The sequence below is a fragment of the Geomonas propionica genome, from assembly GCF_016458235.1.
Classification (GTDB): domain Bacteria; phylum Desulfobacterota; class Desulfuromonadia; order Geobacterales; family Geobacteraceae; genus Geomonas; species Geomonas propionica.
Genome location: NZ_JAEMHK010000017.1, coordinates 1 through 18,362, shown reverse-complemented (window position 1 = coordinate 18,362; position 18,362 = coordinate 1). Strand labels below are relative to the sequence as shown.

16 protein-coding genes are annotated in these 18,362 nt (G+C 59.8%); 14 read left to right on the top strand and 2 right to left on the bottom strand.

Going from position 1 to position 18,362, the window contains the following annotated elements:
• The first annotated feature begins 393 nt into the window (after positions 1–393).
• The 13 genes from sucC to JFN90_RS18830 all read left to right on the top strand — a co-directional run bounded on the left by sucC (position 394) and on the right by JFN90_RS18830 (position 14,963).
• Positions 394–1,572: an ADP-forming succinate--CoA ligase subunit beta gene (gene sucC, locus JFN90_RS18890; protein WP_199396676.1), complete on the top strand. Its 1,179-nt coding sequence runs from the start codon at positions 394–396 to the stop codon at positions 1,570–1,572.
• A complete protein-coding gene (gene sucD / locus JFN90_RS18885; protein WP_199396675.1) occupies positions 1,569–2,495 on the top strand; it encodes a succinate--CoA ligase subunit alpha in 927 nt (308 codons plus the stop codon). Before sucC ends, sucD begins: the two co-directional genes overlap by 4 nt.
• Before the next feature lie 151 nt (positions 2,496–2,646).
• Positions 2,647–3,459 carry an electron transfer flavoprotein subunit beta/FixA family protein gene (locus tag JFN90_RS18880; RefSeq protein ID WP_199396764.1) on the top strand — a complete coding sequence of 271 codons (813 nt, stop codon included), beginning with the start codon at positions 2,647–2,649 and terminating at the stop codon, positions 3,457–3,459.
• Between the two features lie 16 nt (positions 3,460–3,475).
• Positions 3,476–4,816 (top strand): FAD-binding protein, encoded by a 1,341-nt coding sequence (locus JFN90_RS18875; protein WP_199396674.1) that lies wholly within the window; start codon positions 3,476–3,478, stop codon positions 4,814–4,816.
• A gap of 88 nt (positions 4,817–4,904) precedes the next feature.
• Entirely contained in the window at positions 4,905–6,854 is a 1,950-nt protein-coding gene (locus JFN90_RS18870; protein WP_199396673.1) for a (Fe-S)-binding protein, read from the top strand.
• Between the two features lie 10 nt (positions 6,855–6,864).
• Positions 6,865–7,641, top strand: a complete 777-nt coding sequence (locus JFN90_RS18865) for an electron transfer flavoprotein subunit beta/FixA family protein (protein WP_199396672.1) — start codon at positions 6,865–6,867, stop codon at positions 7,639–7,641.
• A gap of 11 nt (positions 7,642–7,652) precedes the next feature.
• The gene (locus tag JFN90_RS18860) at positions 7,653–8,573 is read left to right on the top strand and encodes an electron transfer flavoprotein subunit alpha/FixB family protein (protein ID WP_199396671.1); all 921 of its coding nucleotides are present in this window, start codon (positions 7,653–7,655) and stop codon (positions 8,571–8,573) included.
• 336 nt (positions 8,574–8,909) lie between these two features.
• The gene (locus tag JFN90_RS18855) at positions 8,910–10,112 is read left to right on the top strand and encodes a bifunctional 3,4-dihydroxy-2-butanone-4-phosphate synthase/GTP cyclohydrolase II (protein WP_199396670.1); all 1,203 of its coding nucleotides are present in this window, start codon (positions 8,910–8,912) and stop codon (positions 10,110–10,112) included.
• Positions 10,113–10,149: 37 nt separating this feature from the next.
• Positions 10,150–10,368 carry a hypothetical protein gene (locus JFN90_RS18850; RefSeq protein WP_199396669.1) on the top strand — a complete coding sequence of 73 codons (219 nt, stop codon included), beginning with the start codon at positions 10,150–10,152 and terminating at the stop codon, positions 10,366–10,368.
• Between the two features lie 60 nt (positions 10,369–10,428).
• A complete protein-coding gene (locus JFN90_RS18845) occupies positions 10,429–10,893 on the top strand; it encodes a MarR family winged helix-turn-helix transcriptional regulator (protein ID WP_199396668.1) in 465 nt (154 codons plus the stop codon).
• Positions 10,890–12,860, top strand: a complete 1,971-nt coding sequence (locus tag JFN90_RS18840; RefSeq protein WP_199396667.1) for an FUSC family protein — start codon at positions 10,890–10,892, stop codon at positions 12,858–12,860. The genes JFN90_RS18845 and JFN90_RS18840 overlap by 4 nt, the downstream gene beginning before the upstream one ends.
• A gap of 21 nt (positions 12,861–12,881) precedes the next feature.
• Positions 12,882–13,613 carry an SDR family oxidoreductase gene (locus JFN90_RS18835; protein WP_199396666.1) on the top strand — a complete coding sequence of 244 codons (732 nt, stop codon included), beginning with the start codon at positions 12,882–12,884 and terminating at the stop codon, positions 13,611–13,613.
• Positions 13,614–14,321: 708 nt separating this feature from the next.
• Complete coding sequence (locus JFN90_RS18830) at positions 14,322–14,963, top strand: hypothetical protein (protein ID WP_199396665.1); 642 nt, start codon at positions 14,322–14,324, stop codon at positions 14,961–14,963.
• Between the two features lie 450 nt (positions 14,964–15,413).
• On the opposite strand, the gene JFN90_RS18825 is transcribed toward JFN90_RS18830, so the two are convergent.
• Together JFN90_RS18825 and JFN90_RS18820 are read right to left on the bottom strand one after the other, a co-directional pair.
• Complete coding sequence (locus JFN90_RS18825; RefSeq protein ID WP_199396664.1) at positions 15,414–16,319, bottom strand: DUF5677 domain-containing protein; 906 nt, start codon at positions 16,317–16,319, stop codon at positions 15,414–15,416.
• Between the two features lie 182 nt (positions 16,320–16,501).
• Positions 16,502–17,623, bottom strand: a complete 1,122-nt coding sequence (locus tag JFN90_RS18820) for a DUF4238 domain-containing protein (RefSeq protein WP_199396663.1) — start codon at positions 17,621–17,623, stop codon at positions 16,502–16,504.
• 219 nt (positions 17,624–17,842) lie between these two features.
• Between JFN90_RS18820 and JFN90_RS22655 the strand changes: the two genes are divergently transcribed.
• Positions 17,843–18,217: a relaxase domain-containing protein gene (locus JFN90_RS22655; protein ID WP_199396662.1), complete on the top strand. Its 375-nt coding sequence runs from the start codon at positions 17,843–17,845 to the stop codon at positions 18,215–18,217.
• Positions 18,218–18,362: the final 145 nt, after the last annotated feature.

Below are 18,362 nucleotides of genomic sequence, written 5' to 3'. Positions count from 1 at the left end.
TGCCCCATGACGTCCACACTCCCATCTCCCTCTGGGAGAGGGGCAGGGTGAGGGGCGGCGGCAGGATGAAAGAACCACAGCAGTCAACGGTAGAGGTAGAGCCGGTAGCGGCAGGTACCGCATCCGACTCCGGGCAGGCGAAAATCTGACGGAGGACACCGATGAGCCGAATTCAATGTGCAGATGGCCCCAGAAGGGGCAATGGAATCCGTGGCAGCAAAGAGATCGAGTTGTTGAAACCCCCATGATCAGGTGCCGATAGGCGGTTCTTCAGGGGGTCCTGATGAACCTGAACGCACCCCTGCCGCCAAGCGGCACGGGACCTTGACGCGACTGACGATGAGCGCGATAGGCGAGACCAGGAGGCGCCACGCGCCTGGGAGGATAAAAAGGATGAACATTCACGAGTATCAGGCCAAAGCGATACTGAGGAAATTTGGGGTGCCGGTTCCGGACGGCCACGTCTGTTACAACGGCGCGAGTGCCAGGGAATGGGCCAAGCGGCTCGGGGAGGGGCCCTGGGTGGTCAAGGCGCAGATCCACGCCGGTGGGCGCGGCAAGGGGGGCGGCGTCAAGCTCGCCAAGACCTCCAGCGAGGTGCAGTTGATCGCCCGCGACATGCTCGGCATGACACTGAGAACGCACCAGACCGGGCCGGAAGGGAAGGTGGTGCACCGGGTGCTGGTTGAAAACGGCTGCGACATCGCCCGTGAACTCTACGTGAGCCTCGTCGTGGATCGCTCCACCTCGAAGGTGACCGTGATGGCCTCCACCGAAGGTGGCATGGACATCGAAGAGGTGGCGGCGAAGACGCCCGAGAAGATCTTCACCGAGAAGATCGAGCCGCTGGTTGGACTCACCCAGTTCCAGGGGAGGAAACTTGCTTTCGCCCTCGGCCTGGAAGGGAAGCAGATCGGCAAGGCCGCCAAGATGTTCGAAGCGCTCTACACCACCTTCATCGCCTGCGACTGTGCGCTGCTCGAGGTGAACCCGCTGGTGGTTACCGGCGCGGGCGAGCTCCTCGCCCTGGACGCCAAATTCGGCTTCGACGACAACGCACTCTTCAGGCACCTGCAGATCGGCGACATGCGCGACTTCGACGAGGAGGACGCCAACGAGATCGAGGCGAGCCAGCACGACCTCTCCTACATCTCGCTCAACGGCAACATCGGCTGCCTGGTTAACGGTGCCGGTCTCGCCATGGCCACCATGGACATCATCAAGCACTACGGCGGCGACCCGGCCAACTTCCTGGATGTCGGGGGCGGGGCCACTATCGAGCGCGTCACCGAGGCCTTCAAGATCATCCTCTCTGACAAGAACGTCGAGGGGATCCTGGTCAACATCTTCGGCGGCATCATGAAGTGCGATGTCATTGCCACCGGCGTCATTCAGGCCGCCAAGCAGGTATCCCTCAACGTACCGCTGGTGGTCCGCCTGGAAGGGACCAACGTCGAAAAGGGCAAGCAACTGCTGGCCGACAGCGGGCTCGACATCGTGGCCGCCGACGGCATGGCCGACGCCGCCCAGAAAATCATCATGGCCGTTTCCGCCAAAGGGGGTAGAGCATGAGCATCCTGGTCGACAAGAACACCAAGGTTATAACCCAGGGGATCACCGGGGCCACCGGCCTCTTCCACGCGCAGGGCGCCCGCGAGTACGGCACCCAGATGGTGGGGGGCGTCACACCCGGCAAGGGTGGGACCACCGTGGACGGCTTCCCGGTCTACAACACCGTGGCCGAGGCGGTCCGTGAGACGGGCGCCACCGCGAGCGTCATCTACGTCCCGCCGCCGTTTGCCGCCGACTCCATCATGGAGGCGGTCGACGCCGGGCTGGAATTGGTCTGCTGCATCACCGAGGGGATTCCGGTCCTCGACATGGTGAAGGTGAAGCAGTTCATGCAGGGCAAAAGCACCAGGCTCATCGGCCCCAACTGTCCCGGCATCATCACCCCGGGACAGTGCAAGATCGGCATCATGCCCGGCTACATCCATAAGCCCGGCAAGGTCGGCGTGGTCTCCAGGAGCGGCACGCTCACCTACGAGGCGGTCTGGCAGTTGACCGGCTACGGCCTGGGTCAGTCGACCTGCGTCGGCATCGGGGGCGACCCCGTGAACGGCACCAGCCACCTCGATTGTCTCAAGATGTTCGAGGAGGACCCGGACACCGAGGCGGTCATCATGATCGGCGAGATCGGCGGCTACGCCGAGGAAGAGGCCGCCTACTTCGTCAAGGAGTACATGACCAAGCCGGTCGCGGGCTACATCGCCGGCCGTACCGCTCCCCCGGGCAAGAGGATGGGACATGCCGGCGCCATCATCTCCGGCGGCAAGGGAACCGCCGCGGAGAAGGTAGCCGTGCTGGAGTCCTGCGGCATCAGTGTCGCCGCGACCCCCGCCGAGATGGCCCAGGCGCTCATGAAGATCTACCGTCCCGGCGTCAAGAACACGCACCACTACGTCACCGCCCCCGCAGCCGCCGCTGCGGTTTAAGGCGGATTAGCAGGGAAAGCATAAGGCACCACAGCTGAAGCAGCTTTGAAACACCGCACAACCCCAAGAGTTCCCCCCTTTGCGAAGGGGGGACAGGGGGGATTTGCTTCTGACCAAACAGCACACCGAAGTCAAACTGAAGGAGAAGATCATGCTCGTGATCTCCTGTATCAAGCAGGTACCGGACACCACCCAGGTCAAGATCGACCCGGTCACCAACACCCTGGTGAGGGAGGGGATTCCCTTCATCGTGAACCCCTACGACACCCACGCCCTCGAGGAGGGACTGGCGCTCAAGGACCGCTACGGGCTGCGCTCGGTCGCCATCTCCATGGGCCCTCCCAACACGGTCGCCACCCTGAAAAAGGCGTGCGCACTCGGGGTTGACGAGGCAATCCTCCTCTCCGACCGGGCCTTCGGCGGCGCCGATACCTTGGCCACCAGCCAGGTGCTCGCCTCCGCCATCGAGCGCCTGGCGCAGCAGGAGGAAGTGGGCATCGTCTTCTGCGGCAAGCAGACCATCGACGGCGATACCGCCCAGGTGGGACCTGGTATCGCCACCCGGCTTGGCTTCACGCAGCTCACCCTCGTCGACCGCATCGAGTGGCTCGATCTCGACCAGAAGAGGATACGGGTCCGGAGAAAGCTCGAGGGGAGGCACGAGATCGTCGAGGCCCCGCTGCCGGTGGTGATCACCGCGGTGCGGGAGCTGAACCGGCCGCGCTACCCAACCGTTCCGATGCGCCTTAGCGCCGAACTGACCGAGGTGACCGTGTGGGACAACCAGGTGCTGAACCTGGACGTCGAGACGGTCGGCCTCAAGGGGTCGGCGACCTGGGTCAGCAAGATCTTCTCTCCCGAGCGTGACCAGGGGGAGATCATCGGCGACGGTATCAAGGATCCCGTCGGAACCGCCCATTTACTGCTCGACAAGATGCTCAGCAAAGACCTGTTAGCGTTGTAGCCCGCAAGGAGTTGACATGGACAGCAAGAAGATCAAGAAGCCGCGCGGCATAGCTCGCGTGGTCGCCGGCAAGTGCATAGCCTGCGGCGCCCGCTGCGAGAGCTCCTGCCCGGTGAGCGGAATCCTCATGAACGAGGCGGGGGAACCTTCCATCCACGCCGAGAAGTGCATCGGTTGTGCTAAGTGCGTGAAAGTCTGCGCCGCCGGCGCCCTCGAGATGTTCTACACGCCGGAAGAGTTGGAGCTTCTCAAGCAATGGGAGGCGCAGCACGGCGCGGCCGAGGAGGAGCTCGACCCGGCGGAAAAGAAGCTGCGGGAGATGCTGGCCACCTATCGCGGCGTCTGGGTCTTCATCGAACAGTTTGAGGGCGAGGTCGCCAAGGTCTCCTGGGAGCTCCTGGGTGCCGGTGCCGAACTGGCGAAAAAACTCCAGGTGCCGCTGTCGGCGGTGATCATCGGTCACGGCGTGGCCGAGCTCTGCGAGGAGGCCTTCAGCTACGGTGCCGACCAAGCCATCGTGCTGGATGCCCCGGTCTTCGAGCATTACCGCACCAAGCCCTTCTGCGACGCGCTTTGCTACCTGGTCTACAAGCATCGGCCCGAGGTGATCCTCATGGGCGCCACCGGCCAGGGACGCGATCTCGCCGGGGCGGTCGCCACCGTGGTCAAGACCGGCCTTACCGCCGACTGCACCGGCCTCGGCATCGACGACAAGCGCAACCTGATGCAGACCCGCCCGGCCTTTGGCGGCAACATCATGGCGACCATCATGTGCGACCGCTTCCGCCCCCAGATGGCGACGGTGCGCCCGCACGTGATGGCCATGCCGGAAAGGCTCCCGGGGCGGACCGGCATCGTGGTCAGCGAGGAGTACGACCTCTGCGAGGAGAACATCCTTGCCAAGGTGATCGAGTCCATCAGCGACAAGGGGGGCAAGGACATCGACATCGCCGGGGCCGAGATCATCGTCTCCGGCGGGCGCGGCCTGATGGGGAAGGAGAACTTCGCCATGCTGCACGAGCTTGCCGCGGAACTGGGCGGCGTGGTCGGCGCCTCGAGAAGCGCCGTCGATGCCGGCTGGATGCCGCACAGCCGCCAGGTGGGGCAGACCGGCAAAACCGTGCGTCCCAAGATCTACATCGCCTGCGGCATTTCCGGCGCCATCCAGCACCTGGTCGGTATGCAGGACTCGGACGTGGTCATCGCCATCAACCGCGACCCGGAGGCACCCATCTTCCAGGTCGCCACCTACGGCATCGTGGGGGACGTCTTCGAGATCGTCCCGGCCCTGACCAAGAGGGTGCGCACCATGAAAGAGCAGCGCGGCGGGAGACTCCCCGACCGGCTCGCCGTCTGACGAATCGATGACCGCTTGAGTTGAAGGGGACCGGCACCTGCGGAGCCAGTCCCCCTCAAGGAACAGATAACCGCTTGCGAGGTATCACATGCAAAGCCACCCGTACTTCATGCCGTTGTTATTCGTCGCCGTTCTGACCTTCTGCTACAGCTGCTACCAGCGGCTGCAACTGGTCACCGTCGGCGCCGCCGAGAACCGTTTCGACCGCCCGGGGGAGCGCCTGGCCGGGGTCTTGTCCTACGCCTTCGGGCAAAAGCGGGTCCTGTCTCGCCCGTTCGGGGTCAACCACTTCGTGCTGTTCTGGGCATTCCTGCTCCTTCTGGTCGCCAACGCTGACTTCCTGTGGCAGGGGCTCTTCCCGGGCGGCGGACTTTCCGCCCTTCCCGAGGGGATCCGCCACCCGCTCGAGTTCGCCTTCGACCTGGTGTCGCTCCTGGCGCTGGTGAGCGTTACCGTGGCCCTGGCGCGCCGGCTCTTCTTCGCCCCCAGCTACCTTGGCAACGAATACACCAAGCCCCGCAGCGGCGAGGCGCTCCTCATCCTCGGCATGATCGCGACCCTCATGGCGGCGTACTTTCTGATGAACGCGGCCCGCCTCGCTCCGGGGGAAGGCTCCTGGCAGCCGGTCTCACGGGCGGTCTCCCTTGTAATGCAGGGTCTCCCTGCGGCAACACTGGAAGCGGTGGCCCTGACCTCGTGGTGGGTGCACGCCATAGTGTTGCTTCTTTTTCTCAACCTGCTGCCGCGCAGCAAGCATATGCATATCCTGACCGCCATCCCCAACTGCTACTTCAGAAGCCTGGACCATCCCGCCGTTCCGCCGCGCGAGGAGTTCCAAATGGGGAACAGGTTTGGGGTGAGCGGCGTCGAGCAGTTTTCCTGGAAGGATCTGCTGGATTCCTTCTCCTGCACCGAATGCGGGCGCTGCCAGGACCTCTGTCCGGCGCATAACACGGGGAAATCCCTGAATCCGCGCCGCGTGGTGCATGATCTCAAGGTGAACCTCCTGGAGAAGGGGGGCAAGCCGCTCATCGGTCCCAAAGAGGAGGGGACGAGCTGCGAGGAGGCCCTCTGGGACTGCACCACCTGCGGCGCCTGCCTCTCGGTCTGCCCGGTCCTCATCGAGCACCTCCCCAAGATCGTCAAGATGCGCAGGCACCTGGTGCAGGAAAAGGCCCGGTTCCCGGAGGAGCTTTTAAACCTCTTCGAGAACATGGAGCAGCGCAGCAACCCCTGGGGCATCGCCCCCTCCGAGCGCGGCAAGTGGATCTCGGTCCTGGAGGAGCGCGACTTCAAGCCGGGCGAGACCGAGTATCTCTTCTTCGTCGGCTGCGCCGGTTCCTTCGACAGCCGCGCCAAGCAGACCACACTCGCCCTGGCCACCACCCTGGACCGGGCCGGCATCAGCTGGGGCATCCTGGGCAAGGACGAGATCTGCTGCGGCGACAGCGTCCGGCGCCTGGGCAACGAATTCGTCTTCGACAAGATGGCCCGCGGCAATGTGGAGCTGTTCCGCGAGCGTGGGGTGAAGAAGATCGTCACCGCGTGCCCGCACTGCTTCAGCACCTTGAAGAACGACTACAAGCAGTACGGCATCGAGCTGGAGGTGGTGCACCACAGCGAGCTGATCGCCCAACTGGTCCGGGACGGGAAGCTCAAGGCTCCCAAAAAGGCGAGCCAGGGCAAGGTTCTCTTCCATGACTCCTGTTACCTCGGGCGCCACAACGACACCTACACCGCGCCTCGCGCCGTCATCGAGGCGGCCACCGGGGGAACACCCGGCGACTTCGAGCGCAACCGCGAGAACGGCTTTTGCTGCGGCGCAGGCGGCGGCAGGATGTGGATGGAGGAACAGACCGGAGCGAGGATCAACCACGAACGGGTCAAGGAGGCCCTCAAGCAGGAGCCCGACACCATCTGTGTCAGCTGTCCCTATTGCATGACCATGCTGGAGGACGGTCTGAAGGACCAGGGTGCGGAGAAGGTACGGGTAAAGGACATCGCAGAGGTAATGGCCGAGGCACTAAACGACCGATAGGGAGGCGCACATGAACATTCTAGTCTGCATCAAACAGGTTCCTGACATGGAATCCCGCTTCAAGGTGAACGGGACGGGGGATTGGTACGACGAGGCCGATCTGGCCTACAGGATGAACGAATACGACGAGTACGCCGTCGAGCAGGCGGTGCAGCTCAAGGAGCAGCTGGGCAACCAGCCCGAGATCACGGTCCTCTCCATTGGCGCCGACCGCGTCGGGGAGGCCCTCAAGAAGGCCCTCGCCATGGGGTGCGACAAGGCGGTCCAGGTCCAGGACAACGACAGCGCCCGCAAGGACCCCTGGCAGATCGCCAACATCATCGCCGCCTTCGCCGGTGACAAGAACTTCGACGTCATCTTCACCGGGATGCAGTCGCAGGACCGGGGCTCGGCCCAGGTCGGCGTCACCGTGGCCGAAATTCTGGGGCACAACTGCGCCAGCACCCTGGTCGGCTTCGAGTACGCCGACGGCGTGGTGACCGCGAAGCGGGAGCTGGAGGGGGGCGTCAAGAGCGTGGTGAAGGTTCCGGTCCCGGCGCTGGTCACCTGCCAGCTGGGCCTCAACGTGCCGCGCTACCCGACCCTGCCCAACATCATGAAGGCCAAGAAGAAGGAGCTGCAGCTGGTACCGGTGGCGAGCCTCTTGAAAGAGGAAGCAGCGACGGGGACCGAGAAACTCTACCCGCCGGTGAAAAGCGGCGGCGGCATCGTGCTCGAAGGGGATCTGGGGGATATTGCGGACCGCCTGCTGGGCATTCTCAAGGAAAAGACCACGGTCATGAAATAAGGAGGTGAGCCATGAAAGCACTGCTTGTCTGTGAACAGCGGGAAGGAAAATTACTGGACACCAGCTACGAGCTGGTGGCGTTCGCGGAGCGCCTGGGGGCTGAGGTGAGCCTGGTCCTGGTGGGGACGCCGGCGCAGGCCCCGCAGGTAGCCGCGAAGCTGTACCTGGCGGACGTCAACAAATACGGGGAGTACAGCCCCGAGCTGCACAAGCACATCGTGCTGGCCGCGGCGCTCAAGGAGAACCCGGACTACATCATCTTCCCGCACTCCTCCTACGGCTGGGACCTGGCTCCCCGGGTGGCCGCAACGCTCAGGGTGGGGCAGGTTTCCGAGGTCGTCAACATCGTGGACGGCAAGCTGGAGGTGAGCCTGTGTAACGGCAAGCTGCGCCGCACCGTGAGCCCGAAAGCGGCGCGCGCCGTCCTCACCGTCCAGGCCGGCGCCTTCAACTACGCCGGCCAGAAATCCGGCGCCCCGCAGGTGGAGGCGATCGAGATCTCGCAGGGGAGTTCGGCGCTGCAGTTTGTCGGCTACGAGCCGGCCGAGAAGAAGGACGTCGACCTGGGACGCGCCGAGATCATCGTCAGCGCCGGTCGCGGCGTCGGCAAGAAGGAGAACGTGGGCGTCATCGCCGATCTGGCCAAGGCTTTCGGCGGCGAACTCGGCGCGAGCCGCCCGGTGGTCGACGCCGGATGGGTCGGCCACAGCCACCAGGTCGGTACCACCGGCCAGACCGTGTCGCCCAAGCTCTACGTCGCCTGCGGCATCTCCGGCGCCATCCAGCACCTGGCCGGCATGAAGAAATCCGACTTCATCGTCGCCATCAACAAGGACAAGGATGCCCCCATCAGCGAGGCCGCCGACGTCATGGTGGTAGCCGACGTGCTGGCGCTGGCGCCGGTCCTGGCCGAGAAGCTGCGCGCCGCGTAAGGCTCCAAAAGTAGCATCTCTTCATACGGGAGAGGCTACTTTGAGGCAGTGGCTGACTGCTATCCCCTCTCCCGGAGGGAGAGGGTGGCCGAAGGCCGGGTGAGGGCGTTGCCACGAAGTGAGACATAGCCTGCCGCAGCGCCCTCACCCCGTCCCTCTCCCGGAGGGAGAGGGGGACACGCCGCCTGCCGACAGGGTGGCCACAAAAACGAAGTTTTCTCCAGAAATGGCTCGGGACTCAGCGCCTGGGACCATCAGCACCACGCGCAGGGTTTTCCTGGCTTCCCTGCGCGTGGTGCGACCTACATCACGTCCGATTAAATCAAGGAGGGTGTCATGTCCGTGGCGAGCATAGAGGAAGCCATTGAGGAGATCAGGGCGGGCAGGATGGTCATCCTGGTGGATGACGAGGACCGTGAGAACGAAGGTGATCTCACCATGGCGGCGCAGTTCGTAACCCCGGAAGCGATCAACTTCATGGCCCGCTTCGGCCGCGGCCTCATCTGCCTCACCATGACCGAGCAGCGCTGCGACCACCTGGCGCTCCCCCCCATGGTGCGGGATAACACCTCCTCCTTCGGCACCGCATTCACCGTCTCCATCGAGGCCCGCTCCGGAGTGAGCACCGGGATCTCCGCGGCGGACCGTGCCCACACCATCCTGACCGCCGTGGCGCCGGACGCCCAGGCTTCCGACCTCGCCAGGCCGGGGCACATCTTTCCGCTGCGCGCCCGTGACGGCGGCGTCCTGGTTCGCTCGGGCCAGACCGAAGGCTCGGTCGATCTCGCTCGGCTGGCCGGCCTGGAGCCCGCCGGGGTCATCTGTGAAATCATGAAAGAAGACGGCTCCATGGCGCGGATGCCCGACTTGAAACGCTTCGCGCTGCAGCACGGCATCAAGATCTGCACCATCGCGGACCTGGTCGCCTACCGGCTCCGGCACGAGTCCCTGGTACGGCGCTCGGTGGAGGTCGCCCTCCCCACAAAGGCAGGCGCCTTCCGCGCCATTGCCTTTGAGAACGACGTCGATCACCTCGAGCATATCGCCCTCGTCAAGGGGGACCTCGCCGGCGACGAGCCGGTCCTGGTGCGCGTCCATTCCGAGTGCATGACCGGCGACGTCTTCGGCAGCGTCCGCTGCGACTGCGCCGACCAACTGCACCACGCCATGGAACTGGTGGAAGCGGAGGGTAGGGGGGTAGTCCTCTACATGCGCCAGGAAGGGCGCGGCATCGGCCTCACCAATAAGCTGAAGGCGTACGCGCTGCAGGACCAGGGGAAGGATACCGTGGAGGCGAACCTCGCCTTGGGCTTCAAGGCCGACATGCGCGACTACGGCATCGGCGCGCAGATCCTGGCCCACCTGGGGCTCAAGAAAATCCGGCTCATGACCAACAACCCGAAGAAGCTGGTTGGGCTGCAGGGTTACGGCATAGACATCGTCGAGCGCGTGCCTCTGGAGGTAGCGCCCGGCAGCAGCAATATCGAGTACCTGCGCGTTAAGCGGGAGAAAATGGGACATATGCTGCAGTTCATCTGAGGATGCGGGAGAAGGCGCTGCGGCTCGTGGGGGAAGTATGAACGAATTAGGAGACCTTGATTGCAGGCGCTACATCATCTCGGTCAGGATCACCGATGCCGAGCGGAAGTTTCTTTTGCGCCTGCTGAACGGGCAGAACATGACCATCTCCGACCTGGTGCGCGAAGCGCTCGGACGCTTGGCGGTCTTCCCGCCTACCACGCTTCGAAAGCCGCGCCGGGTAAGCCAGCGCCGCAGCACGGCCGAAAAATCCTGAAGCGATAACCGCCGCCAGAAATAGATAGCAATATAATAGATAGTATGCTATCTATTTTTCATGACCATTGAAACCACAAAGGTAGATAGAGAAAACCTCCTGTACCGCCTTGGCTTTCTGACCCGGCGTTGGCGCCAGGTCCTCGACTCGGCATTCCAGTCTTTGGGTGTCACCGACGCCGCATGGCGCCCGCTGCTGCACCTGCACCACATGGGTGACGGCATCCGGCAAAAAGACCTCGCTGCCTCCCTGGGCATAGAAGGCCCCACGCTGACACGCATCCTCGACCAGTTGATCGTGAAGCGGCTCATCGACCGCAGCGAGGATGCCAGCGACCGGCGTGCCAAACTGCTTGCGCTCTCTCCTCAGGGGCGCGCGATGGTGACACAAATCACCGCCAAGGTCGCTACCCTCGAGCATGATCTCCTGAGTGAGTTCAGTGACCTGGAGATCGACCAGATGACCCTTTTCGTGGAACGACTGGAGAAGAGGCTGCAGGAAACCCGCTCGAGACTGAAAGGATGAACCCGTCCCACCGCGTGAAACTTGTCCTCGCCCTGCGCGGGACCCTGTCCGTACTGACGGCCCTGTGCGTCGCCGAGTTCCTCGGCATCGAGAACCCCTACTGGGCCGCGATGACCGCACTGATCGTCATCCAGCCTACCCGCGGCCTCTTGTTCGAGAAAAGCTTCTACCGTCTGGTCGGCACCGTCTTCGGCTCCCTGGCTGCATTGCTGCTTCTCCAGTACACTACATCCCCCTTTTGGGTTACAACCGCGCTCGTCTTCTGGATCACGGGTTGCGTCGGCATCGGAAATCTCTTCCACGGCCTGCGCTCCTACGCCTTCCTGATGGCAGGCTGCACCTGCGCCGTCATCGCCATGAGCGGCTTCATGAATCCCGCCCGCGTCTCCGAGATCGCCTTTGGCCGCATCGCCTGCATCGTCGTGGGCATCGTCGTCACCACGGCGGTCACCGCCCTTTTCACACCGCGCGCCCCCCGCGAGGAGCTGGAGCGGCGTCTCCATGAGGTGATCGGGGATGCCATGCGTTGGCTCTCCGCGCTGTTCAATCACGGCCGCAGCGACGAGGTCGCGAGGCTTGAGCGGGTGATGCTCATCGAATTGGCGGACCTGGAGCTGCTTCTTGAGACCGCCGCGGCGGCCTCACCCGGGTTCAGGCAACGGCAGCGCCACGTGAAGAGCCTGATTGCGGCACTGCTTTCCCTGTTGTCGGTGGGAAGGCTCGCCGCGGAACACCTGGACCGTCACAACGACGGCGACGGCAGGCATGGTGCTGCATGGCGCGAGCTGATCTCCCGTCATCTTCTTGAAGTGGCGTCGACCTTCGCATCCTCCCCTGGGGCCGCGATCTGCTCCGAGCTTGCGGCCCTGGCCGCCGAAGCGCGTTCCCACCTGCCACTTCTGGGCGAAACCTTCGCCGGGGTGGTGGTTGCCATGGAAGAAGTGCTCTCCGGATTGGAGGCCGTCGCCGACGATGCGGCCCATGAGCCGCGCCATCGCCTGATTCGGCACCGTGACTGGGTTGAAGCGGGCAGGGCGGCCTTTCGGTCCGGGCTCGTCATCGCGGCTGTGGGCTTCACCTGGAGCGCAACCGGCTGGAGCAAGGGGCCGCTCATGCTGATGGCCCTGTCGATCATGACCACCATCTTCTCCAACAAGGATCATCCCGCCCATTTTGTCGGCAACATCTTCGTCGGTGCGGCGGTCGGATCGGCTGCCGCCGTCTTCTGCCGGATATTCCTGCTCTCCGCTGTCCATGACCCATACCTTACCGTAGCCATCATCGCGCCTTTCGTGCTGCTCGGGCTCGCCGCCATGCAGTACCCGCGAACGATGATAGCCGCGACCGATGCGACCCTTTTCTTCATCTTCGTGGTCCAACCGGGTGTCGCGGTCAGCGTCGCCCATATCGACCTTGCCATCGGCGCCGTAGCCATGGTGGCCGGCGTCGGTACCGCCTGGCTCTCCTACACCGTGCTGGTCCCCATCAACCCCGGCGTGCGGATGCGCTCGGTTCTCGCTGCCGTTTCCCGCGACCTTGTGCACATGGCGCGGAACGGTTCGCCGCAGGTGCTGGGCCGGGTACAGGAAAGGCTGCAGCACAGGGTGATCAGGCTGGTGGATATGGCCGCGCGTCACGACCCGGAACATCTGAGGACGGTCGAGGGGGGAGTGACCGCGCTTGGCATCGCGGCCTGTATCAGGTCGCTGTGGGAAAAACTGAATGGTAACGACCTCCCCCCTTCCTCCGAGCGGATCATACGAGAAGCGCTGATGACGATAGCGGTCCTGGCCCCGCAACCGGACAATGCCGGTGAGCTCTTGAGGCGTGCCGCACGAGCCCTGTATGCCGTTTTGGAAGAGGGGGCCGTCATGAAGGGAGTGGTGAGTGAAGCTGCAGGAGCGGCCGGGCATCCCGGCCAGGTGCGGCAGCCGCGTAACCGGCTGTTGTGGGCGGAAAGACCGTAATAAAAAGAGGAGAAGGAAAGAATGGACCTGTCAGGTAAAGTAGTTCTTGTTACCGGTGCCAACGGTGGCATCGGGTGGGCGCTGGTGAAGGAGTTGCTGGAGCGTGGAGCCGCCAAGGTATATGCGGCGGCCCGCAACATTCAGGCGGTAGCGGAAATAGCCAAGTTCGACCCGGGGCATGTGGTGGCGCTCAGGATCGACGTGACTCACGAGACGAGCGTGGCAACGGCCGCCGCGCAATGCCAGGATGTGGACCTGGTGATCAATAACGCCGGCGTCAACCATTGCAAAAGCCTGCTTGGCCCCGATAGTTTGGAGAGCGCCCGCCAGGAGATCAAGGTGAACTATCTCGGCACCCTCTCCATGTGCCGGGCCTTCGCGCCGCTTTTGGCATCCCGCGGGGGGGCGATAGCAAACGTCTGCTCCATCCTTGGTCTTGTGAACCTCCCCGTTAACGGCACCTACTCAGCCTCCAAGGCCGCCGGTCATTCCCTGTTGCAGGGGGTGCGCGCCGAGCTGGCGTCGCGCGGCGTCAAGGTGTTCGGAGTTTATCCCGGTCCGGTCGATACACGGATGACAGCCGGCCAGGAAATGGACAAATCCACCCCGGAGCAAGTCGCCAAGATGATCCTCGATGGCATTGCAGAGGACGAAGAGTACATCTTCCCGGACCCGATGTCCCAGGACGTGTATCGCGGTCTGCTCAACGCCCCGAGAGAGGTCGAACAGCAGTTCGGCGCGATGGTGCCGTAGATGTCCGGCAAGACCCCAAGTTAGAGGGCGAGGAACATCGGAAAACCGCTAGCCATGGAGGTGGTCTGAGCTGTCCTGCTTGACGCGAGCAGGTTCCGGCAGTTGCTGTCAAACCTCGGCTGACGGTTGACCAAAGAAGGGCGGAGTTTGATAAGGATCCGGAAAACCTTTCACACCGGCGGCCGATGTTGGTGACGTTCATCGCGAACTTGCATCCGCCGCTGGCGAAAGTTGGCCCCCGGGCGCGAAGGTTTGACAAGGATTCCATTCGCCTGCACCATCCCGTCCGGAACCCTGAAAAGGTCGGCCGGAAGTTTGTCAAACTTTTCCTAAACCTTGCGAACCTTTTACCAAACATTGACAACCACTGGTCGTCCTGCCAAAACTCCTCGGGATACCAGGTGGTTATGGTGGTGTATTTTCGTGCTAACCTTGCGAAGGAATCGGAAAAGCTTGTGAAGGGTTTTCCGAACTTTGGACGACCTTAGCTCCGGCTCAAAGAAGGGGCGGCAAAGGTGTTCCAGGAAATCGGCGATGTTGCCACAAACGGCCGACCGCTTTGCACGCCTTCGGCTGTTTTGCACCAGGCTTCCCGGAAGCGAGGCTGCCTTTCGGCAAAGATCGGTAAAAAAGTAGTTGCTTGTAATTAAATATATTTAATATATGCTCCTCCTGAAGACGAGATCACATCAGCCCCAGGAGGAATTTATGCAGCCAGTGCTAGCCCCTGAATACGGTTCCACCCCTCGGGAGACGGCAGAAATGATGAGGACCGTCAAGGTCATGCTGCTCAATCATGATCACCCAAACCTAAAGCCGTGGCCCCCATGGTTGAGGTCCTTCGATGGGTTAGGGGAGGACGCGGACCTTCTGGATGCCGCGATACTCCGGGCGCAGAACCACGATGTGACGATGGTGAAGGAGAGGGACGAGTTTCACCAGGCGAGCAAGAAGCGGATGGCGAGGATCGGGCAATATGTCGAACTGGCCGTCGAAAGTGACCGGGACGCCCTGAAGAGGGCGGGGTTCAAGGTTCGCCCGCTGCAGGTGAAGAAGACCGCTTCCGGACCTCCGCCGTCCCCCGATCTCTCAGTCACACATGGCAAAGCGTCCGGCACCTTATCGGGCAAGATCACCAGGTATCCGGGTGCCAAGAGCTACCGGGTTCAGATCACCGACCAGGATCCGGCCACCAACCCAACGTGGCTCGACGTCGATGACTTTCCCCTGGCCTCCAAGATTCACATTCCCGGCAGGGAGCCCGGGAAACTATATTGGCTTCGTGCCAGCATCCTCACCTCCGCCGGCCGCGGCCCTTGGTCTCTGCCTGTAAGCATCAGGTCGCTCTAGGATACCTTCCCATGAAAGCATTCCCGCGCCCCGTCGTCTCCCGGACGGGGGCGTTTTTTGCCTTATGCGGGATAGCACCGATGTGAGGTTGCGGACGGCCAAAGGGTGAATTATGAGAAAAGCTGTCCTGTTCGGTGGAAGGAGTCGAAAGGGGGTGAGCTGCGGCGGAATCCAGGCGGGGGATGAAATCGACCCTTTGAGATAATGCGGTAGGCGATGGCGGAAGCACATGGGAATCGAATAGGTGGTACAAGTAAGTGTAATTGTGAGGCAAAGCAGTAATAAATAATTTCTGATACCCCGGTGGCTACCCCGGTTCTGGGGCCGATCCAACGGGTTAGATCCGAAATTCGTGCTCTTCCTGTTGGGAAGCGGGGGGCGTTTCCTCCCCCCCATATTTTCTAACGGCTCACGGCGTGACCTGTGCGACGTTTTTTGAGGCGTCAGAATCTACCTCGTTGTTAGCCGTGAATGTTTAGATATGAGGAATTTTTCGTGTAATTGGTCATGCAATTGAATCCGTGTCAACAATTCTTCCAACTTTTCGATTATTTCCTCAATTTTTTTCGGAGACAAGTATTTTAGGTAATTTAGATATTCAATGGTGACAATGATTGCGTGATAACATATAGCATTGCCGAGTTGCGGGCGAGGCGTATGCCAGTCAAGAGACGGAACAAAGCCATGCTCACTGAACTTGATGTTGTACTCAAGCATCTCTTGCCAGTTACCATGAACACTGTGGGAAGGCCCACCAATTGCGGCCAAATATGCTTCTTCAAGCCCGACATCCCTGGCTTTTTCAAAGAGATTTTTCCCACCCCAATTTTTCAGTTCCTTAGATTTTATCTCATCAGGGTCCACTTCTGAAGTCTTGAATGAGTTTTCGATTGATCGTAGCATTCTTTTCTCTATATTGAGAATTTTGCCACCTCGCTTTTCAATATTCAGGAGGATTTCTGATCTCAGCCGCTTTTCATGTTTTAAAGAGTAATAGATATACGATTTGAATAAGTCAGTTGAGGCATTTTTAAGGAGAAATTTAAGGTTTATAATGCATTCAAATGCCATTCGACCGATAACAACGGTCATTTCTCTTCTTCGCTGGCAAGTCTGGTCTAGGAATGCACTTGTAAGTTTAAATAGGCGGACAAGATGTCCTCCCAATATCGCTTCGTCTCGTGACCACGTTTTCCGGTCACCTGGAAGAATTGAGGCGGCCAAACAAATATACTGTCCAACTTCAATCGTCAAATCTACGGACAACTCCATGAAATCATACTCGGATTCAAATCCTATAATTGCTGTCTCGTCAATCTCACACCGTTTTATTTCCGACAAAATATCATCGACCATATTTCATCCCGTGACCGTTTCTGTGTTGAAAGACGCCACCCGTTCGGGGGGGCCTCTTCTTCTCATGTTCTAGATCATAAAATTAATCAATATAACGCGGACTAGACTAACCATAAAACCACTGGATAAAATCATACTTAAAAGTCCCTCACTAACTGCAAAGATCCGCCTCTACCCGCGGGCTACCAATTGTTTTGATCTTTTGGATGCTTTTTCCTTAATGTTATTGGTTCTTTATAAAAGCCTTGATGTTCAGCGAGATGATATTCTCTCAAATACCCTAGCCCACTTCTATTTGTGTAAACCCTTCCATTGATTCTCCAGCCTATAACACTTGGCCATGTTGCAGGCCGATGGTGAATAGTTTCAGTATGAATAATGGCTTGTTGATGTCCATCTGCTTCAGCGAGATCAACAACCTTGTATGTAGAGTACTTGCCATTGCTACAGTCCAGAACTGCATAATTTATTCGATGTCTTTCATGTGGCCGATGGTGGGAAATTTCATCAAATGACTCGCATACGAAAGATTGGTGCTCGACATTTTTTAAAAATATATTTGCTCTACAGTTTAAGAATTGATGTTCATTGAAAGCTTTTACGTCATTTATATGTGAAATAGTTGCCCAACCATCTTTGTTAGAAATGCTATAGACATCGCTATCATATGCAATGCACATAATCTTTGGTGTTAAAGGAAGAAACAACAGATCACCACAGGTACTTAAACCAAATGATCCGAACCTAGTTCTCCAGTCATTCAAATGCCATTTATTAGAAAGAACTGCTGGATCATCAGAGGTCACGAAAGGAAAGTCCGTTTTATTATAAATTAAGCAAATTTTTAAATCATCAATGACGTTCATATTGCTAGCATATGTTTTCATTGCCATCTGCACAGCTTCTTTTATTCCTAAACTGAAATCATCTCCTTGTAGTCCAGCTACCTCTGTTAATCCTTTATTTGTTTCGACTGAGCGCCTGGACGCAGCTTCAGTCCTAAGATATTGGAGTAACCAGAAACGCTTTAGTACGTTTGTTTGGCCGTCGGTTAGCTGTCGTGGACCATTAATGATGTCGCGCAATGCATATGCATATGCACTCTCAACAAGTTGAATTGCGCTCTCTAACTTTTCATCTTTTCCATAAAAGTAATCCCTAGAACATTGATTTTTAACAGGTGCTTTAGGTATGCACCTATTTGTATCTATGTTATACACATTGATTGCCTTATTTTCAGAACTGAGTGTAAATTCTCTTAGATAGCATCTGGGAACAAAATGTTGGTTTTTGTTTGAAGCCATATACCTCAATCTTCCTATTGGTTATATTGCCAGCGACGCAGAGCGTACCGGGTTTACCGGTGCTGCACTTCGTGGAACTTTGGATTCATGTGGCTATTTCTGAACTTCCTGTTTTAATTCCAGTTCAGGTAGAAAATTAATTGTTTCATTTCTCTCTTTGTTGCGTCTGCAAATCTCAAAATCTCAGCAACGTCCCCCGGTGACTCCGTCTCACTAGGTATGAGCGCAGGCCACGCCGGAGGGTATTTCTCCAGGGAGGACTACTACATCCGAGGGCCGAGGACGGGTGCAGTTCCTGGTTCGGTTCTGGGGCTCTCGGGAGCTGTCGGTGAGGAGGAGTTCCGCGCGCTTTGTGCAGGGACTGCGCCGGACGGGAACGTGCTGGTGCGCTGCAGGCCGATGCGGGACCCGGAGACCGGGGAGGTTGTGGAAACCCGCCGGGCCGGGAACGACTGCACCTTCTCCGCCCCCAAGTCGGTATCGGTCGCCCACGTGGCCGGGGTGGAGGGGGGGGAAGGAGGCGCACGACGCTGCGGTCCAGTCGGTCTTGAAGCACATGGAGTCCCACTACTGCCACTACCGCCTCACGAGTGAGGCAGAGGGTGACGCCCATGAAATTACGCGTTACTCATGCCATCTTCGCTGAAGAAACGCATAAAATCAGCCGATTAGCGCTAATCTTCAGCAGATTGCTTTTTAAGACGTTTTCTGTCGCACCTAAACAGTAGGATTGCCGTGA